General features: G+C 61.6%; 16 protein-coding genes. 6 read left to right on the top strand and 10 right to left on the bottom strand.

Features of this window, described 5'->3' with window-relative positions:
• Positions 1–135 precede the first annotated feature (135 nt).
• The 5 genes from ASD71_RS27705 to ASD71_RS15280 all read right to left on the bottom strand — a co-directional run bounded on the left by ASD71_RS27705 (position 136) and on the right by ASD71_RS15280 (position 4,929).
• Entirely contained in the window at positions 136–576 is a 441-nt protein-coding gene (locus tag ASD71_RS27705) for a hypothetical protein (RefSeq protein WP_082578907.1), read from the bottom strand.
• Between the two features lie 963 nt (positions 577–1,539).
• Entirely contained in the window at positions 1,540–1,977 is a 438-nt protein-coding gene (locus tag ASD71_RS28020; protein WP_156395152.1) for a hypothetical protein, read from the bottom strand.
• 107 nt (positions 1,978–2,084) lie between these two features.
• Complete coding sequence (locus ASD71_RS28015) at positions 2,085–2,414, bottom strand: hypothetical protein (protein WP_156395151.1); 330 nt, start codon at positions 2,412–2,414, stop codon at positions 2,085–2,087.
• Between the two features lie 781 nt (positions 2,415–3,195).
• Positions 3,196–3,465, bottom strand: a complete 270-nt coding sequence (locus ASD71_RS27700) for a DUF1778 domain-containing protein (protein WP_082578906.1) — start codon at positions 3,463–3,465, stop codon at positions 3,196–3,198.
• A 465-nt stretch (positions 3,466–3,930) separates the two neighbouring features.
• A complete protein-coding gene (locus ASD71_RS15280; RefSeq protein ID WP_056565469.1) occupies positions 3,931–4,929 on the bottom strand; it encodes an AraC family transcriptional regulator in 999 nt (332 codons plus the stop codon).
• Between the two features lie 59 nt (positions 4,930–4,988).
• Here ASD71_RS15280 and ASD71_RS15275 point away from each other — a divergent pair, with 59 nt between their 5' ends.
• On the top strand, positions 4,989–6,209 hold the full coding sequence (locus ASD71_RS15275; RefSeq protein WP_056565466.1) for an MFS transporter: 1,221 nt from the start codon (positions 4,989–4,991) through the stop codon (positions 6,207–6,209).
• 412 nt (positions 6,210–6,621) lie between these two features.
• Here the strand turns inward: ASD71_RS15275 and ASD71_RS15270 are convergent, their stop codons facing one another.
• Both ASD71_RS15270 and ASD71_RS15265 read right to left on the bottom strand, forming a co-directional pair.
• The gene (locus ASD71_RS15270) at positions 6,622–8,157 is read right to left on the bottom strand and encodes a tetratricopeptide repeat protein (protein WP_056565463.1); all 1,536 of its coding nucleotides are present in this window, start codon (positions 8,155–8,157) and stop codon (positions 6,622–6,624) included.
• Between the two features lie 29 nt (positions 8,158–8,186).
• On the bottom strand, positions 8,187–9,251 hold the full coding sequence (locus tag ASD71_RS15265) for an RDD family protein (RefSeq protein ID WP_056565460.1): 1,065 nt from the start codon (positions 9,249–9,251) through the stop codon (positions 8,187–8,189).
• 231 nt (positions 9,252–9,482) lie between these two features.
• On the opposite strand from ASD71_RS15265, the gene ASD71_RS15260 reads away from it, so the two are divergent.
• Entirely contained in the window at positions 9,483–10,187 is a 705-nt protein-coding gene (locus tag ASD71_RS15260) for a hydrolase (RefSeq protein WP_056565457.1), read from the top strand.
• 67 nt (positions 10,188–10,254) lie between these two features.
• Positions 10,255–11,811 (top strand): MFS transporter, encoded by a 1,557-nt coding sequence (locus ASD71_RS15255; RefSeq protein WP_056565454.1) that lies wholly within the window; start codon positions 10,255–10,257, stop codon positions 11,809–11,811.
• Positions 11,812–11,903: 92 nt separating this feature from the next.
• On the opposite strand, the gene ASD71_RS28010 is transcribed toward ASD71_RS15255, so the two are convergent.
• Positions 11,904–12,230 carry a hypothetical protein gene (locus tag ASD71_RS28010; RefSeq protein ID WP_156395150.1) on the bottom strand — a complete coding sequence of 109 codons (327 nt, stop codon included), beginning with the start codon at positions 12,228–12,230 and terminating at the stop codon, positions 11,904–11,906.
• A gap of 38 nt (positions 12,231–12,268) precedes the next feature.
• On the opposite strand from ASD71_RS28010, the gene ASD71_RS15250 reads away from it, so the two are divergent.
• Positions 12,269–13,678 (top strand): PLP-dependent aminotransferase family protein, encoded by a 1,410-nt coding sequence (locus tag ASD71_RS15250; protein ID WP_056565451.1) that lies wholly within the window; start codon positions 12,269–12,271, stop codon positions 13,676–13,678.
• Positions 13,679–13,745: 67 nt separating this feature from the next.
• On the opposite strand, the gene ASD71_RS15245 is transcribed toward ASD71_RS15250, so the two are convergent.
• Positions 13,746–14,639, bottom strand: coding sequence for a response regulator (locus tag ASD71_RS15245; RefSeq protein WP_235512143.1), 894 nt, complete (start codon positions 14,637–14,639; stop codon positions 13,746–13,748).
• Positions 14,623–18,015 carry an ATP-binding protein gene (locus ASD71_RS15240; protein WP_056565445.1) on the bottom strand — a complete coding sequence of 1,131 codons (3,393 nt, stop codon included), beginning with the start codon at positions 18,013–18,015 and terminating at the stop codon, positions 14,623–14,625. The genes ASD71_RS15245 and ASD71_RS15240 overlap by 17 nt, the downstream gene beginning before the upstream one ends.
• A gap of 196 nt (positions 18,016–18,211) precedes the next feature.
• On the opposite strand from ASD71_RS15240, the gene urtA reads away from it, so the two are divergent.
• Positions 18,212–19,474 (top strand): urea ABC transporter substrate-binding protein, encoded by a 1,263-nt coding sequence (urtA, locus tag ASD71_RS15235; RefSeq protein WP_056565442.1) that lies wholly within the window; start codon positions 18,212–18,214, stop codon positions 19,472–19,474.
• Positions 19,475–19,527: 53 nt separating this feature from the next.
• Positions 19,528–20,445, top strand: a complete 918-nt coding sequence (urtB, locus tag ASD71_RS15230) for an urea ABC transporter permease subunit UrtB (protein WP_056565439.1) — start codon at positions 19,528–19,530, stop codon at positions 20,443–20,445.
• Positions 20,446–20,451: the final 6 nt, after the last annotated feature.

The raw sequence follows: 20,451 nt of genomic DNA, 5'->3' as shown, positions 1-20,451 counted from the left end.
CAGGATTCGAGAGAAGAAATCCTGAGGCTGGCTCTGAGGGAGCTCGTTGAACTTCACTGATGATGGTCTGGCAGGCCGTAGCTCTCTCGTCATCACGACGGTAAAGAGTCGTTAGCTGCCTGTCGATCAAGTCATCTATTTGCAAGTGTCTTTTTTGCAAGAGCGCTGCTCACCGGCAGGAACGAGCTCGACGATCCAAAAGACACGGTCTGCGAGGAAATGCGAGGTAAGGATCCGGAGTTGATAAATGCCAGAGAGAGGCCCCGACATGTCCATTTTTGCAAGCTTTGGCGCCGATTGATCGGGTTGCTTTACTCGTTGGCGGTCTCGGTTGCGTTCTGTATAAGCAGGATGGGTGTCGCGATAGTCTCTCCAGTAGTCTGGATGACGCGCCAGCCATGCGCGTTGGGCATCGCGCTGATTAGCCCGATAGGCGGCGTCGTTATGAAGCTTTTCCTGCTGCCAACTTTGTTTTCGGGCTCGCTGGCAGATCTTGGCGGAACAGTACATCTGGTGGGGAACTTGGGGCCGAGCCTGAAACAGGACGCCGCAGTGAGCGCAACGTTTGGTTGTCATTGGCGATCTCTCCCTGTAGCGGCTTTGGATGGGCGTAGGCGCAGCGAAGCTTCTCGGGGTGAACCACGCACGCGCGTTCGTAGGAAAGCTATGTAGTTGCGAGGTGGTACAACCTATCACCGAGACCTTGTCGCTTCTTGGGTACAAAACTGAACTGTGGGAAGCTTGCGGTTTTTAGTGACGAACGTGCTGAGCAGGAGCCATTCGGATGACCGTTCTCTTATGTACCTCTGGCTCTCAACGCGATGGGGTGCGATGTTGGCAGCCGGACGCGGGGACTCGTGGTGTAGCGCAGTGGTGTTTAGTCCGATGCGTCTGAGCGCGCGGAGTGGTCATCGTATAACTAGCGGTCAAATAGACAGCAACCATGACCAAAGCGCATACGAACAAGAAAAAGCCCCGAATCGAAAAACGGGGCTCTCAGCACACCTGCGGTCTGTGCTCGTCCTATGCGCGCAGATTGGACATCTAACGCTTCAAATCGCCATTTTCGATCAGGCGCTCTTTGACGTTGATATAGCCAATTAGCGAGGCGAGCGCCGCAACGACGAGGATAGCCGTGATAAAGGCAATGCTCATGACTTGCTCCTTCGATGCGTCAGCATGTAGTGGTTTAGAGCGTGTCCAGTGTGGGTCATAATAACACTACCGTTTTGTATCGCCGATCGAAAAACAGGAAAGCGTGGTGCGTGCCAAGATGAGCGTGCTGGTGCTCACGATATCTGTATCGTCTGGCGACGGGACAAACATGGACAGGGCAAGGCGTTATCCACGTTGGCTTGCTGCAGCAGAATTAGAAGGCCGGACTCGGCAGCACTTTATCCTCGACCAGCCCACGTGACGCCCGGCCCAGGACGTAGCTTCAGGTCGTTCTAAACAAAGAGTTCCATCGGGATACGGTGGTCGGAACTTTGCGGTCCACGCTGCCGCCGCAACCGGGGCTGCGAGGCCTTATTGTTCAGCCTAGCGACTGGCCGCTGCGCCTTTTAAAAGCGCAGACATATTTGTGGTTTGGACTGAAATGACAGAACTTGGAGCTGAGGTGAATTGAAATTTTGCCCAGGCGCAATCGGCGACGAGGCGGAAGTGGTCTTGGATACGTGAAAGTTTGACGTCGCTGCTAACTGTCACCCACATCTGCATCAAGCTGTCGGTTCCCTGGGGCCGGTTCAGTATGTTCTCCAGAACCAGGGCAAGTTGTAGCGCTGCGGTATCCGCTGCCATGCCTTGATGTGCGACAAGGAAAACGTGGACCAGCGGCTTCGGACTCGGCTCCCACCCCGCGAAATTCTCTTCAAGGGAAATCCCTTCCGGGCATTTCGAGCATATACCGTTGACTGTCTCGAGGTCGCCAACTAGCTCAGCCAGGAATCTTGTGGTGCGCGTGGCAGCATCGCCCAAAGGGAGTGGCTCCATTTCGTGGTGTCGGGACCGCGACTTGAAGGCCGCGTCGGCCTTCTGGTCTCCTGATTGGACTGATTCGGGCGCAGACGTAGACTGCCGAAGGCTCAACACGTCAAGCCTGCTTTCACCCGACCACCAAGCTGCCCCGGCGTCCGCATCACCGAACGCAGGCGATCACTTGCACCCTCCTCGTTCAACGAGGCCAATTTTTCGTCCCAGCGCCGGCGTAATTCGGCCAATGGACGTGGCACGCCCAGATGCTCGGTCTGCAACGCTTCAACCAATCGCGTGTATTCCGCAATGGAAAGGATCACCGCTTCAGGCTTGCGTTGGTTGACCACTAACAATCTCCCTTCCTTTGATAGGGCACGAATCAAGCCACGCCAGCTGAGTGATTTAGCTCGGAAAGCCTTAACAACCGGCAGTTGTTTCAATCGCGTAGTGCGCCGACTTGGGATGGTCACGGTAGTCACCCTCAAAATGGTTAAAGCACTTTACTCCGTTCAGGTCCAATAGGGGCGTCACGGGTCGTATTTCCCGGACAATCAGGCGGCCAAACCAGCTGGTTTAGCCGGGGCCTTGTGAAGCCGGAGGTAGGCGAAGCCCCTCGTCCTTCGTGGGTATCAGATACGGCGGTTAGATGTGAGAGCCTCACACGAACTCTCCCGCTCGCCTTTCGCCGCAAAGTTGTTGGATCTGGGGCGAGGTAGGTGTGGTGACCTGTGGTAGTGGTCGTCCTTGCAGCGCCGATATGGCGCATACTATTATTAGAGTGATACTACTTATGGCCGGGTCCATTACGAGCTCATCATGGCGACTGCCAAGCTCCTCACTAGAACCGTTGCGCGCTACTCGAGGGTTGGGCCGGTTGCTTCGTCGGAAACCTCGAATCCGCCGGGCTCGGCCAAATCGACCGAGGAGGCTACGCTGCGAAAGCGACGCCTACCGGGACGAATAAAAGTCCTCACCTTTCAGGTTCCGGTGGGAAATCCCTACGACATTGGAATTGAAGAAACGCTGAAAGCTTTGCGACGGTCGGGCGTCCTCACTAAGAGCGGCAAGCTGGGGAAGCCATTTCGGTGACAAGCTATTAGGAGCTGTTGTCGTGGAATCTTTGTCGAAGCGCGCACACTGCGCTGTGTGACGTCATCGACGTCCGGCGTTATCCCTTTTGAAGCAGCTGAAGATAACGGCGCCGCGCATGCGTTTAGAAGGCTAATTTCCAAATAGCCTTTTGTGATTCAGAAGCGCCTTCTTGAGGGCCGAATTTGGCGGATCTGGGCTGAGCAAGGCTCGGGCGAAAGCCTCTTGAGCCTGCTTGGACAGATGAACCACGTCCCCCGTGGGCTGCGCTGCCTCTGCGGCTCGCCGCAACGCTAGTGCGGCAAATTGCTTTAACGTCTTGCCTTCCAGTGCCGCAGCGCGTTCCAAAAGGGTGTGAAGTGCCGGCGTTATTTCGAGTCTGAGTTCACGGTATTTGGGCATGTTGAGTCTCGCGAGGATGGGACCAAGGCTCTTGGGAAATTTTAGTCGCTCGCTCGACAGCGGTCATCCCCAGGCCGTGCATTTACTCGGCGCGTTGCACTTTTGGTCTTCTGGCCGGAGTTTTGCGGGACAGGTACGCAACTTCGAACTCTGGTTCAGTGTCCCGAGCGAACATTGATTCAAAAATCCTTTGCCCCATTGCCAACGAAGGTCGAGCATCGAACTTCACGGAAGGCGAGGCTATTGAGTAAAAACTCGTAAAATCAATGGCTTATTTTGTGCCGTCGAAGCGAACTTTAATCCGGTACTTCACGGTGTGAAAACGGGGAATAAAGTCGGTCGCAGCGTGAACAGCATCGTTCTCCCGCCATTTACTGTTCCTTGTCGCAATCTCGCTCGTGAAAGTACAACCGGCCGCTCGCGCGGCCGATTTCTACATCGGGCATGCAAAGAAGAGTGTGCTGGTTATGCCGCCGTTCGCCGCGTCGCGCCAGGCGATTGGCCGCTGATGCGCTTGAACGCCCGACTGAACGCAGCTTGCGAGGTATAGCCCAGACGATGCGCCACTGCGTCGATCGACAGCCTGTCCTGAGTCAGCCATTGGTTGGCGAGGCGCATCTTGAGTTCTGTCGCGTAGCGCAGAGGCGGAACCCCCAGGGTCGCCTGAAAGCGTTGGGCAAAGACCGATCGAGAAACATGCGATTCTGCAGCCAGCTCCGCGACTGTCCACTCCTTACCGGGCGAGCGATGTAACGCCAAGATGGCGCGGGCGAGACGGGGGTCGCGCAAGGCAGCTACGAGTCCGGAAGCGCTCTCGCAACCGCATTCAATCCACCCACGCGTGATCATCGCTGCCGCCACTTCGGCAAGCCGCGCCAGGATGCCAGCGAAGCCGATGCGGCCAGAGCATATCTCACGCTTCATGGCGTCCAGGATCTCGCGCAAGCCGGGATACTTCGTCCCGTCCGTATCGGCCAACATGGCATCCGGCATTAGCTTTGCCAGTCCCTGCATACCGCCTAGGTCGAACTCCATGCAGCCGTAGAAGAGGACGGCGCTGGGCGTCGAATGTGTACTGGGGCAAGTATCGACCCCACTAACAGCCTCGCCCAATGGCGCCACGTCGAACGTGTCGATCGGTTGGAAAGAGGCGTTCGGATCCGAAAGGAGCTGATGTCCGCCGCCTTGCGGCAAAAACACGGCGCTGCCGGCGGTGAGTTCATGAACTGCACCGTCATGCGCACGCAGGACTGCGTTGCCGACCGCGAGGTAGTGGAAATAACTGTATCCAGGCCTGGCGTCGAAATCGAAGCCGAACGATGGACCGGTTTGAACGCGGCGGTACTGCACCCCGCGCAACCGCATGCCTGTCAGCAGCTCACTGATGAGGTCGGATGACAGAACGAAGGAGCGGCCTTCTATCATTTCAGGTGTTTCGGTTAAAAACTCAGGACTTTTTATCATAGATCATCCTGGAATGCGGCCCTAGACTTCCTGCCTGAGATATTCAGGAGTTGTTTGAAATGAGAAGTGATGTGAAGGATGCAGTGGCTCAGGAGGTGAACACGCCGGCGTGGGTAGCCGTTTTTTCTCTTGCGATGGGCGTGTTCGGGTTGCTTACTGCGGAGTACCTCCCCGCCAGCCTGCTGACCCCGATGGCAGCGGATCTTGGTGTGTCGGAGGCCCTTGCGGGCCAAGCCGTCACCGTAACTGCCGTTGTGGCGCTGTTCGCCGGTTTGTTGGTGCCGCGCCTGACACGCGGGTTTGATCGCCGACTGGTCTTGCTTGGGTTCACCGTATTGATGATCGCCTCCAATCTGCTGGTGGCGATTTCCTCGAGCCTGCCGATGCTGTTGGCGATGCGAGTCCTTCTGGGCCTTGCCTTGGGTGGTTTCTGGGGAATGGCGGCTGCGGTTGCGATGCGCCTGGTTCCGGCCAGGCTTGTCCCACGCGCACTTTCAATAATCTTCAGTGGCATCGCAGTGGGCACGGTTGTTTCCGTGCCGCTCGGCAGCTACCTGGGTGAACTCTACGGCTGGCGCAGCGCCTTTTTGGCGGCCGCCGCGGTGGGCATCGTTACGCTCCTTTTCCAGGTGCTCACGTTGCCCCGAATGGCGCCGCGCAAATTGCTGCAGACTGCGACGGTGCTGGAGTTGCTTCGACGTCCTGGCATTGCAGCGGGCATGACCGGATGCGTGTTGGCTCACACGGGTCAGTTTGCACTTTTCACCTACATACGTCCCGCGCTCGAGAACGTTGCGCATATCCACGTACAGGATCTGTCTCTGATGTTGCTTGGCTTCGGTATCGCCAACTTCGTCGGGACTTTGGTTGCGGGTTGGATAATGGAGCGCAGCCTGCGCGCCACGCTCGTCTGGATGCCTGCGCTGGTCGGCGTCGCGGCCCTGGCCATGATTTGGCTTCCTGTGGACAAGACCGGGCTGATGCTGTTGGTCGCGCTTTGGGGGCTCGCCTTCGGAGGTGTCCCAGTGGCGTGGTCGAACTGGGTCGCGCGAGCGGTTCCTGATCAGGCTGAAACGGCTGGAGGTATGGTGGTTGCATGCGTGCAGTCGTCCATCGCAGCGGGGGCCGCGCTGGGTGGCATGGTGTTCGGATTCGGCGGAGTGATCGGCGTCTTTGTGACGGCAGGAGGCGTGATGATCCTCGCTGCGCTCTTCATCGCTCTACGGGTTCGCGTGGCGATGCCGCCACACGGTCAGGCCGTGCATGCCGTGCACGTCTGAAAGACAGCGGGTCGGAGTTGAGGGTCAGATCAAGCTTGCCAAGCAAGCGAAATTGCCCACTCCATAAACGTGCGGACTTTGAGGGGTAGATGTGCTCTCGCTGCATAAAAAAGCGTGAGCGGCATCACCCTCCAGTTAACTGCCTCCAGGATCGGTACATTGAGACATCCTGACGTCGTCTGTCCCATGGGACAGACGGCTCTTGCTTTTGGCAGCTCGGCGACTCGAACTTCGCGAGCATTCAACCTTCGCGCCCCACGTTCGTTCATCGTCGCTGATCTTTTTTTGCCGCTAAGTCGTGAGGGGGTCGCGTTCCGCGACCCTTTTTTTCGCCCAGGCGCTTGCCTTTAGGATTTCATTCCTTAGCTTTGCGGCGCGTGAATTCAACCTGGGAAGCAATGAATCTCGACACCTATTTGCGGCCAAACAGTCGGCCGAGGATTCCACGTGGCGCGGCCGCGGCCTGTTCGGCAGCCAGCGCATTCTGCATCGACAGCTCCTGGAACTGAGGCTTGCCGTTCTGCTGGTACGAGGCGGATGCTTGGCGGAATGCCAGCGCCGATTCAGCATGCCGCTTCATGTGGCCGTAGATCTCTCCGCGTGAGAACAGCGCCCAGCTGCGGTAGTCGGGATCCAGCGCTATAAGGCGGTCGCAAGCTGCAAGCGCCTCCTCATACCGGCTGGCGGCGATCAGCGCATTGACACGTTCGGCGTGCAGGGGACCGCTGTCGGGCCAGCGCGCCATCGCCTGGTCTGCGTCGGTCACGGCCTCGGTTGCGCGCCCCAAGTGGGTCAGCGCCTCGATGCGTGCGCGGCGCCACTTCAGCCAATCGGGATCCAGCGAGATCGCGACCTCGGACAAGGGCAAGGCTTCGTCGTGGCGTTCCAGCCTGTTCAGCATGTCGGCTGCATTGCCGGGCAGGAAGTCGTTGTCGGGCGCGAGTTCGTAGCCGCGCAGGTAATAGGTCAGCGCGGCCTCCCAGCGGCGCTGGTCGCGCTGCGCATTGCCGGCGACGAACAGCAGCTGGTCGTCGTCGCTGGACAGCGGGTCCAGGCCCTGCAATGCCTGTTCAGCCAACTCCGGGTCGCCGCTGCGCACATACTCGCGGGCTTGCTCCTTGCGGCCTTCCCAGCCGCTGTCCGAGAGCGCGTCCAGGCGACGCCATAGCGGCGCCGCCTCGTCGCCTCGGCCCAGGCGATGCAGCGAGCGCGCCTTGCCCTCCAGGGGCCAGTCCCAGTCGGGTTCGCGGCGCAGCAGGCTGGTCCATTCCTCGACCGCGTCCTCATGGCGTCCGAGCGCCTGGAGGCACGAGGCGCGATTGTGCTGGATCGCGTTCTCCTCGCCCAGGATGGCGCGGGCGCGGTCGAACATCGCGATGGCGTTGTTCAGGTCACCGAGACGGCGGTAGTTGTTGCCGGCGTCGTAAAGAAAGCCACCGTTGTTGGGCGCCAGCGCGACGGCGCGCTGATGGTAGGGCAAAGCGTCCTGGTAGCGGCCTGCGTTATGCAGGTTGGATCCGATGTAGCAATGCGGCGCCGCGGCGAATGGGCGTATTTGCGAGGCGCGGGTCCAGCTTGCAATGGCGTCGTCCAGTTGACCGTCGTTGATCAACAGATAGCCCTCGGCCATCAGCAATCCGAAGTGCGACGGCGCACGTGTCAGGGCCTCGCGCAGGAGGCGCCAGGCGTTCTGCTGTTGGCCCGCGTCGTAGAGCGCGGTGACTCGCAAGCGAATGGCGTCGCTGCATTGCAGATCAAGCGCCAACGCGCGGTCCAGGTCTGCGTCACGCTGTGCGTACGCGCGGCGCTGGTCGTGATAGCGGGCGCGCAGTGCCCACATGACGGCGAGATCCGGCTGTTCGCGCAGCCCTTGTTCGCACAAGGCAAGCATTTGGGCAAGGTCGCCGCCGTCATCGGCGCGGTGAATGGATTCGATCAGGCTGGACATGCGCAAGGTTCTCTGTTCGGAAGATCGGATTAGCGCGCCAGGGCGCCTGCTTCGTGACGGCAACTGTAGGGGCGGTCTTCGCGCGGGATGTCGTCGCTGCCGCATTGCCATCGGCGCACGCCGCCGCCCTTCTTTTCGGACCTCAGCTCGGGCAGATAGACCAGGTGCTTGCCGCCCAGCGACGGCGAATCCGCCGTGCCCGGATCGCCCGCGATGGTAAAGCGCAGCACGCCGTTGACGGGATTCATCTCCAGCTTGCTGAACCCGCTGGTTCGCAGCGATTCAGGCGTCACGCCGAGCGCGGCCATGTCGGGCGCAAACGTTTTGGTGCGCTGATAGTGGCTTTCCGCGAGCAGGCGCACGGGATCCGACACGAGATCCAGGCGTATGACGTCGGCGCGCAGCGGATTGTCTGCGTCATCCTTGTCCAGGGCGACGACCGCGATCACCATGCCGGCCAGGACCAGCCCCACCATGCCGAACACGATGAACAGAAAACGGCCGGCGCCCGTGACGGCGCGGACCCGAGCCAGCGCGGGCAGCACGGCCCGGGGATTGGCCTGGCTGGACACCACATGAGTGCCGGCGAGGGAGTTGTGCATGGCGCGCTCGCCAAAAACCGCCTGCTGTATGTGGTGGAAGATGCCGGGTAACGCCAGGTTCAGCGAATACTTCAGGATATGGCGCCAGATCGAGCGCAACAGTCCCGGTGAGCTGCCCTTGCGCGTCACCACCCGCTGCTTCAAGAGACGTTTGCCTGGGGAGCCATTGCCCCAGGCGTCCATCAAGGCGGGCAGCAGCAAGCCCAGCAGCCCGCCGGCTATTGCCAGCAGCGTGGGCCCGTCTACTCCCGTGAGGCCCTGATAGGTGTATGAAGCGGCCATGGACAGACCGACCATCGCGGTCGCCATGACGACGGCATCAATCGCCGTGGCGGCCAGTCGGGCCCAGATGCTGGGAAAGACGGGGGCGTCGCCGCCCGGGCCGGGGCGCTGGGCGGGCGCCGCCTGGGCAGTAACCGGTAGTACGGCTTTGCAGCTGAAGCACAGCTTGTTGGCGGCCGGGTTCTGCCAATTGCAGCGAGGGCATTGCATGGGATCGGAGGCGGGGTGCTGAAGCCGGTCTGAGCGGCAGGACTGCGGATGATACCCATGTTGCCCCGAACCGTCGCTGCGCAGTCCTGTGGCCGGTCATCGTTCCATAAAAAGAACGATGAAGGCAAAAATAGCCATCTACCGGCGGATTGTCCCGAAGAATATAGTTCTGTTCATCGCAGCAACGCGCTGCAAGCAACACCCCAAACCTACTTCTTCAAGGACACTGACATGACCAACTCCACCGCCAAGCTCGAAGTGCTGACCCCCGAAAACAGCCAGATCATCTTCATCGATCATCAACCGCAAATGGCCTTCGGCGTGCAGTCGATCGATCGCCAGACGCTGAAGAACAACGTCGTGGGTTTGGCCAAGGGCGCCAGGGCGTTCGACATTCCGACCATCATCACCACCGTCGAAACCGAGTCGTTCTCGGGATACACCTACCCCGAACTGCTCGATGTCTTCCCGGAAAAGAAAGTGCTGGAACGCACCTCGATGAACTCGTGGGATGACCAGAAGGTGCGCGACCAGCTCGCCGCCAACGGCCGCAAGAAGGTGATCGTGGCCGGCCTGTGGACCGAAGTCTGCAACACCACCTTCGCGCTGTGCGCCATGCTGGAAGGCGAGTACGAGATCTACATGGTCTCCGACGCGTCGGGCGGCACGTCGAAGGAAGCGCATGACATGGCCATGCAACGCATGATCCAAGCTGGCGTCGTGCCGGTCACGTGGCAGCAAGTGCTGCTGGAATGGCAGCGCGACTGGGCCCGCCGCGATTCGTACGATGCCGTGATGGAGATCGTCAAGGAGCACTCGGGCGCGTACGGCATGGGCGTGGACTATGCCTACACGATGGTGCACAAGGCCAGCCAGCGCACGCAGACCGCCCACGACGCTATCGCGCCCGTCGCTGCGCCTGTCATCGCTCGCTAAATCCCAGGCCCGCGGCCGATGCCGCGGGCTTTTTTTCTTGTATCGACCGGCAGCCCCGGAGCCTCCCATGACGACCGCCGACACCCGCCCCGCCGACGCCCAGCCGTCCTCGCCTTTTGCCTATTCCGCCTTCTCCGTGATCTGGGTTGCCACCGTGCTGTCCAACATCGGAACCTGGATGCATGACGTGGGCGCCGGATGGCTCATGACGTCGTTGTCGCCATCGCCCATGTTCGTGGCGCTGGTGCAGACGGCGGGCGCCTTGCCCGTGTTCCTGCTGTCGCTCCTGGCCGGCGCGCTGGCCGACACGATGGACCGGCGCAAGCTGCTGTTGATGGTGCAGATCGCGATGGGCTTCATCGCCCTGGCGCTGGGCCTGGTGGTGTGGTTTGGCCTCACGACGCCGTGGGTGCTGCTGGGCTTTACGTTGCTGATGGGCATCGGCACCGCGCTGTCGGCGCCCGCGGCCATCGCGACGAACAGCGTGGGCATCAACGTCAGCCGCGCCATTGGCCCGGCGCTGGCCGGCGTGCTGATCACCAGCCTGGGCGTGGCGATTCCGTTTTTTGTSAACGCGGTCAGCTTCATCGTGGTTGTGGCCGCGCTCATCTGGTGGAAGCCGCCGGTTGCCGCCGAAAAGCGTCTGCCCCGCGAGCAGCTGTTTCATGCCATGCGTGCCGGCCTGCGCTTTGCGCTGCACAGCAAGCCGCTCAAATCCACGCTGGTCCGTGCCGTCGCTTTCTTTCTGTTTGCCAGCGCCTACTGGGCGCTGCTGCCGGTGATCGTGCGTCAGGTGCTACAGGGTGGCGCCATGCTCTACGGCATCATCCTGGGCTGCGTCGGGGCCGGTGCGGTGATCGGTGCGATGGTGCTGCCGCCGCTGCGCAAGAAGCTGGGTCCGGACCGCAGCGTCATGGCCGGCACGCTGGGCACGGCGCTCACGCTGGTGGTGTTTGCGGTGATCCCGCATCCCGTGGTGGCCGGTGCGTTCAGCTTCCTGGCCGGCGCGTCGTGGATCATGGTGCTGACCTCGCTGAACGTGTCCGCCCAGGTTGCCCTGCCGGACTGGGTGCGTGCCCGTGGCCTGGCGATTTTCGTGACGGTGTTCTTCGGCTCGATGTCCGCGGGCAGCATGATCTGGGGCCAAGCTGCAGTGCATGCCGGCGTTCCCGCCGCGATGCTGATCGCCGCCGCCGGCTCGGTGATCGCGATGCTGCTGACCCGCAAGGCCAAGCTGCAACTGGGCGCCGACCTGGACCTTGCGCCGTCGATGCACTGGCCCGAACCCCTGATCGACCAGCACGTGTCGCATGATCGCGGTCCGGTGATGATCACGGTGGAATACCTGATCGACCCGGCGCGCGGCGCGGACTTCGTGCAGGCCATGCAGCATGCCGGCGCCGAGCGCCGCCGCGATGGGGCCTACGCGTGGGGCATCTTCGAAGACGCGGCGCAGCCTGGCCGCTACCTTGAGTACTTCCTGGTGACGTCGTGGCTAGAGCACCTGCGCCAGCATGAGCGTGTGACCCATGCCGACGCGGACCAACAGGCCGAAGTGCGCGGTTTCCACATCGGCGATGCGCCGCCGAAGGTGTCTCACTTCGTCGCGCCACAGCCAATCTAAGTTTTCCTGATATCAAATGCGGCTCACTCGAGCCGCATTTTTTTTGCCTGGATGCGATCCTGGGCATCCCTCTCAGGGTGAGGCTGGTGTGCTCAAGGTTCCTGAGCCAGCGCTTTGAGGGTTTCCAGGCGCTCCAGCTCCTTCTTCTCCTTCTCTTTTCTGGCGCCTTCGCGATGGGACTTGATGGCGAGGAACATGCACACGGCCAGCACGCCGAGTTTGAATATGCCGAAGACTAAAGGAACCCAGAAATTCATCATTGCCTCAAATCGCTGCTTCAGCAGCTTGATCGCTACTCGTGGACGCTGAACGGGGTCAGGAGGACGCGGAGCGAGTGCTAAAATCCATACAAGATTGCGAATTCTACCGCCAAAATCCATACAAGAAGTTGAATTGCCCGGCCCGTAGGTGATTGCCACCTGCGGAAGCGGCCAAAATCCCTGGAAGAAGATCAGACATGGCTCTCTCGCGTCGCCTGAAAAAAGCAAGCATGTCGTGGGTGCGGCCCCTTACTGCCGGTGCGGGCTCCCGATATCAGCAAATCGCCACGCAGATCGTCACCGCGGTGGAGGACGGTGTGCTTCGGCCCGGCGACCGCCTGCCCACGCAGCGTGAGCTGGCCCAGGCATTGGGCGTCGATCTCACGACCGTCACGCGGGCCTACTCGGAAGTTCGCCAGAAAGGGATTCTGGAGGCGCAGGGGGCGGGCGGGACTTACGTGGCCTATTCCGGGTCGGCAACGGGCGGCACGATCGATCTCGGGATGAACATCCCGCCGTTGCTCAGCAGCGCAGCGTTTTCAGACATGCTTGCGCAAGGCAGTGGCGCGACGCAGGTCGCGGCAAGCGCGATGGATCTGATGAGCTATCACGTGGGTGCGGGGGACGCGCGACATCGTGCAGCCGGGGCGAAATGGTTGCGGCCGGTGCTTGGCAGCACGGACATGGATCGGATCGTGGTTTGCCCCGGCGCGCAAACTGCCATTGCGGCCCTGCTTCTGGCCAGGAGCCAGGCCGGGGATGCGATTGCGTGCGATGTGCTGACTTACCCTGGCTTTCTGGCCGCCGCACGCTTGCTGCAGCGGGTGGCCGTCGGGGTGAAGTCGGATGCATTCGGCATGGATCCCGCCGACCTCGAGCGCGTGTGCCAAAAGCATCGCCCGGCAATGCTGTATTTGAATCCGACGATTCAAAACCCGACCGCGCTGACGCTGTCCACCGAGCGGCGAACTGAGCTGCTGCAGGTGGCAAAGAAGTATGCGCTGCCCGTCATTGAAGATGATCCGTACTGGCTGTTGGCCGAGCGGCCGCCAAGCACGATGTATTCGTTGGCTGCCGACACGGCGTCGGCGCCCGTTTACTACGTGTCGACGCTATCGAAATGCATCGCGCCCGGCTTGCGAACCGCTTACCTGGTCGTACCTGCCGGCGAGCCGTTGACGCCCGTGCTTGACGCCCTGCGTTCGCTGGCGCTGATGCCCACGCCCTGGATGACGGAAATGGCATCGACGTGGATCGAGACGGGCGCTGCGGTTCAATGGATGGCGCAGGTCAGGAGTGAGCTGCACCATCGGCAAGCTATCGCGGCATCGATCCTTCCGGGGGATATTCAGGCCGACCCGAATGGGCTGCACCTCTGGCTGCAGTTGCCGGGCCATATCGATCTGTACCGGCTTATACAAACCGCGCTTGAACAAGGTGTGAGTGTCACGGATTCGGCGTCGTTTTCCACGGGGTCGTTCAGTCCCTTGGCGCTTCGTGTGTCGTTGGGAGGGGCGATTGATCGAGCTCGCCTGACGCATGGTCTGATCCAGTTGGCGGCGCTGCTCAAGGGGGATCTTGCCAGGCGGGTTTCTCAAGTTGTCTGAGCTGCATAGACGTTCGATCTTTCGCGGCGACGTCGAATTTCCGTGAGATGCGGTAACGCCAAGCGCTTTAAAAGGCCTCCCCCTGCCGCACCGCCAGCGCCGCCGCCGCGGCGCGCGTCTCCACGCCCAGTTTGACGTAGATGTGTTCCAGATGTTTGTTCACCGTTCGTGGCGACATGCCCAGTATCTCGGCGATATCCCGATTTGTTTTTCCCTTGGCCAGCCAGCGCAAAACATCGGCCTCACGCGGCGTCAGACCGTAAGCCGTTGCCAACGGCGCCGTCTCCTGCAACAGTAGCAACGTCTCGCCGCTGCGCCGTGATGCCGACAGACTCAAGGTCAAACGCCCTCGTGCGCTGACCATCACCAAGGGTTCAGCCGCCGGTCCGGCCGCCAGATTGCGTGCCACCCATTCTGCCAAGGGCGCCGGCAGCTCCGCCGCATCCTCCGCGCAACCAAAGTACGCCGCCAACCAGATCCGAGCCTTGCCCGTCTTCCAGATGGGCAGCCCGCGCGCGTCGAGCGCCACCACTGCGCGCGCCGCCGCATCAATCGCATCGAAGGCCGCCGTCAGGCTGCGCGCATTGCGCAAATGGGTTCGCAGCCTGGCCACCACCACGTCAGTGTCCAACGGCTTGGTCACGTAATCCACGCCGCCGACTCGGAACGCCTTCAATACGTGCTCGGGCTCGGTCAGGCCCGTCATGAACACCACCGGGACATCTCCCGCCGCCGGATGCGCTTTCAAGCGCGCGCAGGTCTCGAACCCATCCATCCCCGGCATCACCGCATCGAGCAGCACGATATCCGGGACCACGAAATCCACGCGTTCTATCGCCGACTGGCCATCGATTGCCACAAGCACCTGATAACCCGCCGCATCCAATGCGGTGGAGAGCATTTTCAGGTTGTCCGGCGCGTCATCGACCAGCATGACGAGGTTCTTATCGGGCGTGGGCATGGTGACGCTGCACATGGTGTTTAAGCACCTGATTGAATTCATTCAGTTGAAACTCGCCAGCCAGCGCGCGCAGATGCGCGGTCAATTCTCGCGCTTCGGCTCGGCGGCCCTGTATCTCTTCCAGCTTGGCGTGGATGCCCTTGATGTAGCCCATGGCCCCCAGTTCCAGTAGCGCCTCGGCATCTTCGCGCTCCAGCGCCACTCGATGCAGATCCTCCGCGGGCCGCGCAGCCTCCACCTGCGCCACCTGCCAGTCCAGCTTGAGCAAACGGCCGAGCTGGCTCAGCAAATCCTCATACATCACGGGCTTGGCAATGAACGCGTTATGCCCGCGCTGCGCCGGGTCTTTCGGATCCAGCCCCAGGATATTGGCCGACAGCATCACAATGGGCACGGCCACGCCTTCATCACGCAAGCACCGCAAGACTTCCCAGCCTGTCATTTCCGGCATCGAGACGTCCATCAATATCAGGGCGGGCCGCAGCGTATGCACGCAGGCCAGGCAAGCCGCGCCATGCGGCGCTTCGTGCACCTCGAAGCCCAACGGCTCCAGCAGGTCGCAGACCAGGCGCCGCTGCGAAGGCTGGTCATCGACTGTCAGGATCCGCAGCCGCTCGCCGCGATAGCCCACCACCAGCCCCGACGGCCGGGCATCGCTGCGTGGCGAGCGCACCTCCGGCAAGAACAGCTTGAGCGTGAACACGCTGCCGCGGCCGACGGCGCTGCGCACCGTCAACTCGCCGCCCATGATGCCGGTCAGCATGCGGCAGATGGTCAGGCCCAGGCCCGTGCCGGAATCGGCCTGCTCGGCCGCCGCCCAGCTGCGCTCAAAAGGCAGGAAGATGCGCTCCAGGTCCTCGGCCGGTATGCCTCGGCCGCTGTCCGCCACTTCGAACAGCACCATGTCCGCCGCCGATTTCACGCGCATCGACACCAGTCCTGTCGAGGTGAACTTCAGCGCATTGCTCAACAGGTTGATCAGAATCTGCCGCAGCCGCTTTTCATCGATATGCACAATGGATGGCAGTTCCGCCGCTTCATAGCAGAAGGTCAGCCCTTTGAGCGTGCTCTGTGGACGGAACATCTGCACGATCTGCTCCAGAAATTCCGGCAGGCGCAGTTCGCTGTTCTCCAGCCTGAGCCTGCCCGCCTCGATGCGCGCGATGTCCAGCAAGCCATCGATCAGGCCGATCAGATGCTTGCCACTACGATGAATTACATCGATGGCCTCACGCCGCGCGGGTGGCAAGCCCGGGTCGCGCAGCAGAATCTGCGCGTAGCCCAGAATGCTGTTCAAGGGCGCGCGCAATTCATGGCTCATGCCACCCATGAAGCGGCTCTTGGCCAGATTGGCGCTTTCGGCGGCTTCCTTGGCCTGTTGAAGCTGCGCGTCAGTCTGTTTGTGCGCCTCGATTTCGCGCAGCAGCAAGTGGGTCTGGCGATCCGATTCCTCTTGCGCCACGCGCCGGCTTTCATGGGCCAGCACCAGCCACCAGGCCGCCACGCCGCCGATCAGCAACAAGGCGGCATACAACTTCAGGAAGGTTGGCCGCAAACCCGAGGGGTCCAGGCCGGCCCGCATGTGACTGGCGACCTCCTGGTAGTAGATCAGGCCCAGAATGCCGGCCAGCAGCGTCCCCATCCCCGCCACGATCAAGAGGTAGTGGCCCAGGCGGCTATGCACCAGCGGCGTGACCCGCGCCGGCAGCAGCCGGCCCAGGACCGCCTGCACCTGATCCTTCAAGCGCCCCTGCTGTTTGCAGCGATCCTGGCAGCGGGCATCCAGCGTGCAGCACAAGGAACAGATGGCGCCGTTATAGGCCGGACAATGCGCCATATCGGGCTGCTCGAAACGGTTGGCGCAGATCACGCAGACGTGATCCGAACCCGCGACATCGACGGGCGTGCGCGCCAGGTTGTAGCGACCGCGCGTGCGCCAGGCGATGACCGGCGCGCAGACAAAGGCCGCCAGCAATGCCACAAAGGGCGACAACGCCTGCGCCAGCGCACCTGCTGTGCCCGGAAACACGCCGGCAAAGGCCAGCAAGCCCAGTGTCATGGCGATCAGCATGCTGCCCACGCCGACCGGGTTGATGTCATACAGATAGGCGCGGCGAAACTCGATCCGGTTCGGCGACAGACCCAGCGGCTTGTTGATCACCAGGTCCGCCACCAACGCCCCGATCCAGGCCAGCGCAACGTGCGAGAACACCGCCAGCACGTGTTCCAACGCGCCAAACACGCCCATTTCCATCAGCACCACGGCGATCAGCACGTTGAATACCAGCCACACCACCCGGCCCGGATGGCTGTGCGTGATGCGCGCAAAGAAGTTGGACCAGGCCAGCGAGCCGGCATACGCATTGGTCACATTGATCTTGACCTGCGAGACCACCACAAAGGCCGTCACCAGAACCAGCGCCAGACCGGGATCGCTGACGACATAGGTATAGGCCGCCAGATACATGTGGGTGGGGTCCCCTGCCTTGTCGGCGGGCGCGCCCAGGGACAGGGCCAGCCAGGCCAGAAAGGCGCCGCCCAGAATCTTGGCCGCGCCCGGCAGGATCCAGCCCGGACCCGCGCAGATCAGGGCGAGCCACCAGCGTCTGCGGTTGGCCGCCGTGCGTTCGGGCAGAAAGCGCAGAAAGTCGACCTGTTCGCCGATCTGCGTCACCAGCGAGGCGGCCACCGCCACCGCCGAGCCGAACATCAGCAGATTGAAGCTGCCGCCCCGGCCGTCATAGCCCGGAAATCGCAGGAACTCCTGCAACGCCTCAGGATCACGGAAGGCGATGAAGGCATAGGGCAAGAGCAGCAGCACCAGCCATATCGGCTGCGTCCAGGACTGCAGCCGGCTGATGAAGGTAATGCCATAGGCCACCATGGGCAGGATGACCACGGCGCACAGGAGATAGCCGATCGACAGCGGCAAGCCGGTGGCCAGTTCGATGGCCAGCGCCATGATGGCCGCCTCCAGCGCAAAAAAGATAAAGGTAAAGGAGGCGTAGATCAGCGAGGTAATGGTCGAGCCGATATAGCCGAAGCCAGCTCCTCGCGTCAGCAGATCCATGTCCAGGCCGTGGCGCGCCGCGTAATAGGCAATCGGCAAACCGGTCAGAAAGGTGACCAGGGCCACGGCAACGATGGCCCAGAAGGCATTGATGAAGCCATAGTTCAGCGCCAGCGCACCGCCGATGGCTTCCAGCGCCAGGAAAGACACGGCGCCCAGAGCGGTATTGGCAACGCGGAACTCCGACCATTTGCGAAACGACACCGGGGTGAAGCGCAGCGCATAGTCTTCCAGCGTCTCATTGGCGACCCAGGTGTTGTAGTCGCGGCGGATCTTGACGATGCGTTGAGGCGCGCTGGCAGACAAATCGGGCTCCGGGGGGCGTTGGGGATACGTCATTGAACGTAGTTGCCGTTGTAACGCCCGGGGGCGCGCCTGCCTCTACGTCAATCAACGTATGTTGCACTGCGTCATCGGCTCCTAGTATGCCCTCACCCTCCGGGCTGCGGCATGTGCCGCGCATGCTCGGTTTCCCTGGTCGTGATCCATTGAGGAGTCATCGATGTCTGGCAAAACCCCTTTTGATAACGCTCCGGAGCTGCCTTCGCGCCGGCGTCTGGCCCTGGCCTTTGCCTCCCTGCCGCTATTGACCATACCGGCGCTGTCGCGCGCGGCGGCCCCGGCCACCTCGGCCATCAACACCACCGGGCTGGCCATTACCGACACCGAGGTCACGGTAGGCCAGTTGCACTCGGCGACCGGCACCATGGCCATCAGCGAAACGGGGTCGATTCAATCCGAACGCCTGGCGATCGAGCAGATCAATGCCATGGGCGGCATTCTGGGCCGCAAGATCAAGATCGTTCAGGAAGACGGCGCCTCCGACTGGCCGACCTTTGCCGAGAAGGCCCGCAAACTGCTGGTCAGCGACAAGGTCGCCACCGTGTTCGGCTGCTGGACGTCGGCCTCGCGCAAGGCGGTCCTGCCCGTGTTCGAGAAAGAAAATGGCCTGCTCTACTACCCGACCTTCTATGAAGGCCTGGAGCAGTCCAAGAACGTTTTTTATACCGGCCAGGAGGCCACGCAACAGATTCTGTCCAGTCTGGACTGGCTGGCGCGCGAGCAGAAGGCGCGCTCGTTCTACCTGATCGGCTCCGATTACATCTGGCCGCGCACCTCAAACAAGATTGCGCGCAAGCATATCGAGAACGTGCTCAAGGGCGAAGTGGTCGGCGAGGAATACTACCCGCTGGGTCACACGCAATTCGGCTCGCTGATCAACAAGATCAAGCTGAAAAAGCCCGATGTCGTGTTCGCCGTGGTGGTGGGCGGCAGCAATGTGTCCTTCTACAAACAGCTCAAGGCGGCTGGCGTCACGAGCGGCAAACAAAAGCTTCTGACGATCTCGGTGACCGAAGATGAATTGCTGGGGATCGGCGGTGAGAACGCCGAGGGTTTCTGGTCGTGCATGAAGTACTTCCAGAGCCTGGACAATGCCAACAACAAGAAATTCGTTGAAGCCTTCAAGGCCAGGTACGGCGCCAACGCCGTGATCGGCGATGTGACCCAGGCAGCCTATCTGGGACCCTGGCTGTGGAAGATGGCCGTGGAAAAGGCCGGCAGCTTTGATGTCGACAAGGTGGTCGCCGCCTCGGCCGGCCTGGAATTCAAGGAGGCGCCCGAAGGCTACGTCAAGATCGACCCCAACCACCACCTGTGGAGCAAGACCCGGATCGCCCAGATCCGCAAGGACGGCCAGTTTGACGTGATCTTCGAGACCCCGGAGCTGATCAAGCCCGATCCCTTCCCCAAGGGCTATCAGTAATCACCTCGATCCGGGCGCCCCGCTCGGCGCCTCTTCACTGCCGGGAGCCATCCATGGAATCCTTCTCCGATCTCGGGGCCATCCTGCTGATGCAGGGCTTCAACGGTTTATCGGTCTTCAGTGTGCTTTTGCTGATGGCCTTGGGCTTGGCGATCATCTTTGGCCAGATGGGCGTCATCAACATGGCCCATGGCGAGTTCCTGGCGGTGGGCGCCTATTGCACCTATCTCTGTTCCGAACTGGTCCAGCAGTACGCGCCCGGCCTGATGCCGGCCTACTTCTTCGTCGCCATCCTGTTGGCCTTTGCCGTGACCTTCAGCCTGGGGTGGCTGGTCGAGTGGCTGATGATCCGTCATCTCTACCGCCGGCCGCTGGACACGCTGCTTGCGACCTGGGGCTTGTCGCTGGTGCTGCAGCAGACGCTGCGCTCGCTGTTCGGTCCACGTGAAGTCAGCCCCACGCTGCCTGAATGGCTGATGGGTTCCTGGCAACCGCTGGACGGCGTGGACATCCCGATCAACGGTCTGTTCGTCATGTCCATCAGCATCGTGCTGACGGGCGCGCTGCTCTTGGCGTTGTTCCGCTCGACCTGGGGCCTGCATGTGCGCGCCACGGTGCAGAACCGCGCCATGAGCGGCGCGGTCGGCATCGATACGAAGCGCGTGGACCGCGTGACGTTCTCGCTCGGTTGCGGTATCGCAGGCATTGCCGGCGCGGCCTTCACGACCATCGGTTCCACCGGCCCCACGAGCGGTTCGCTCTACATCGTCGACACCTTCCTGACAGTGGTGTTCGGCGGCGCGGCCAGCCTTTTTGGCACCATCGCGTCGGCCTTCGTCATCGCGCAGACGCAATCGATCTCGGAGTTCTTCATGACGGGTTCGATGGCAAAGGTGCTGACCCTGTCGGCCATCGTGATCATTCTGATGCTGCGTCCGCAAGGCCTGTTCAGCATCAAGGTACGCAAGTAGGGAGCG

Origin of the sequence: Achromobacter sp. Root565 (assembly GCF_001427425.1) — a bacterium.
Classification (GTDB): Bacteria; Pseudomonadota; Gammaproteobacteria; order Burkholderiales; family Burkholderiaceae_B; genus Achromobacter; species Achromobacter spanius_D.
Note: the sequence above shows the minus strand (reverse complement) of the source record. Positions and strands in the feature narration are given on the sequence as shown.

Excerpts from the sequence above, each read along its gene's own strand:
- ASD71_RS27700 (WP_082578906.1), bottom strand. The coding sequence starts at position 3,465 with ATGCCCAAATACCGTGAACTCAGACTCGAAATAACGCCGGCACTTCAC.
- ASD71_RS15270 (WP_056565463.1), bottom strand. The coding sequence starts at position 8,157 with ATGTCCAGCCTGATCGAATCCATTCACCGCGCCGATGACGGCGGCGAC.
- ASD71_RS15250 (WP_056565451.1), top strand. The coding sequence starts at position 12,269 with ATGGCTCTCTCGCGTCGCCTGAAAAAAGCAAGCATGTCGTGGGTGCGG.
- ASD71_RS27705 (WP_082578907.1), bottom strand. The coding sequence starts at position 576 with ATGACAACCAAACGTTGCGCTCACTGCGGCGTCCTGTTTCAGGCTCGG.
- ASD71_RS15245 (WP_235512143.1), bottom strand. The coding sequence starts at position 14,639 with ATGCCCACGCCCGATAAGAACCTCGTCATGCTGGTCGATGACGCGCCG.
- ASD71_RS15275 (WP_056565466.1), top strand. The coding sequence starts at position 4,989 with ATGAGAAGTGATGTGAAGGATGCAGTGGCTCAGGAGGTGAACACGCCG.
- urtB (WP_056565439.1), top strand. The coding sequence starts at position 19,528 with ATGGAATCCTTCTCCGATCTCGGGGCCATCCTGCTGATGCAGGGCTTC.
- ASD71_RS15280 (WP_056565469.1), bottom strand. The coding sequence starts at position 4,929 with ATGATAAAAAGTCCTGAGTTTTTAACCGAAACACCTGAAATGATAGAA.
- ASD71_RS15260 (WP_056565457.1), top strand. The coding sequence starts at position 9,483 with ATGACCAACTCCACCGCCAAGCTCGAAGTGCTGACCCCCGAAAACAGC.
- ASD71_RS15265 (WP_056565460.1), bottom strand. The coding sequence starts at position 9,251 with ATGCAATGCCCTCGCTGCAATTGGCAGAACCCGGCCGCCAACAAGCTG.
- urtA (WP_056565442.1), top strand. The coding sequence starts at position 18,212 with ATGTCTGGCAAAACCCCTTTTGATAACGCTCCGGAGCTGCCTTCGCGC.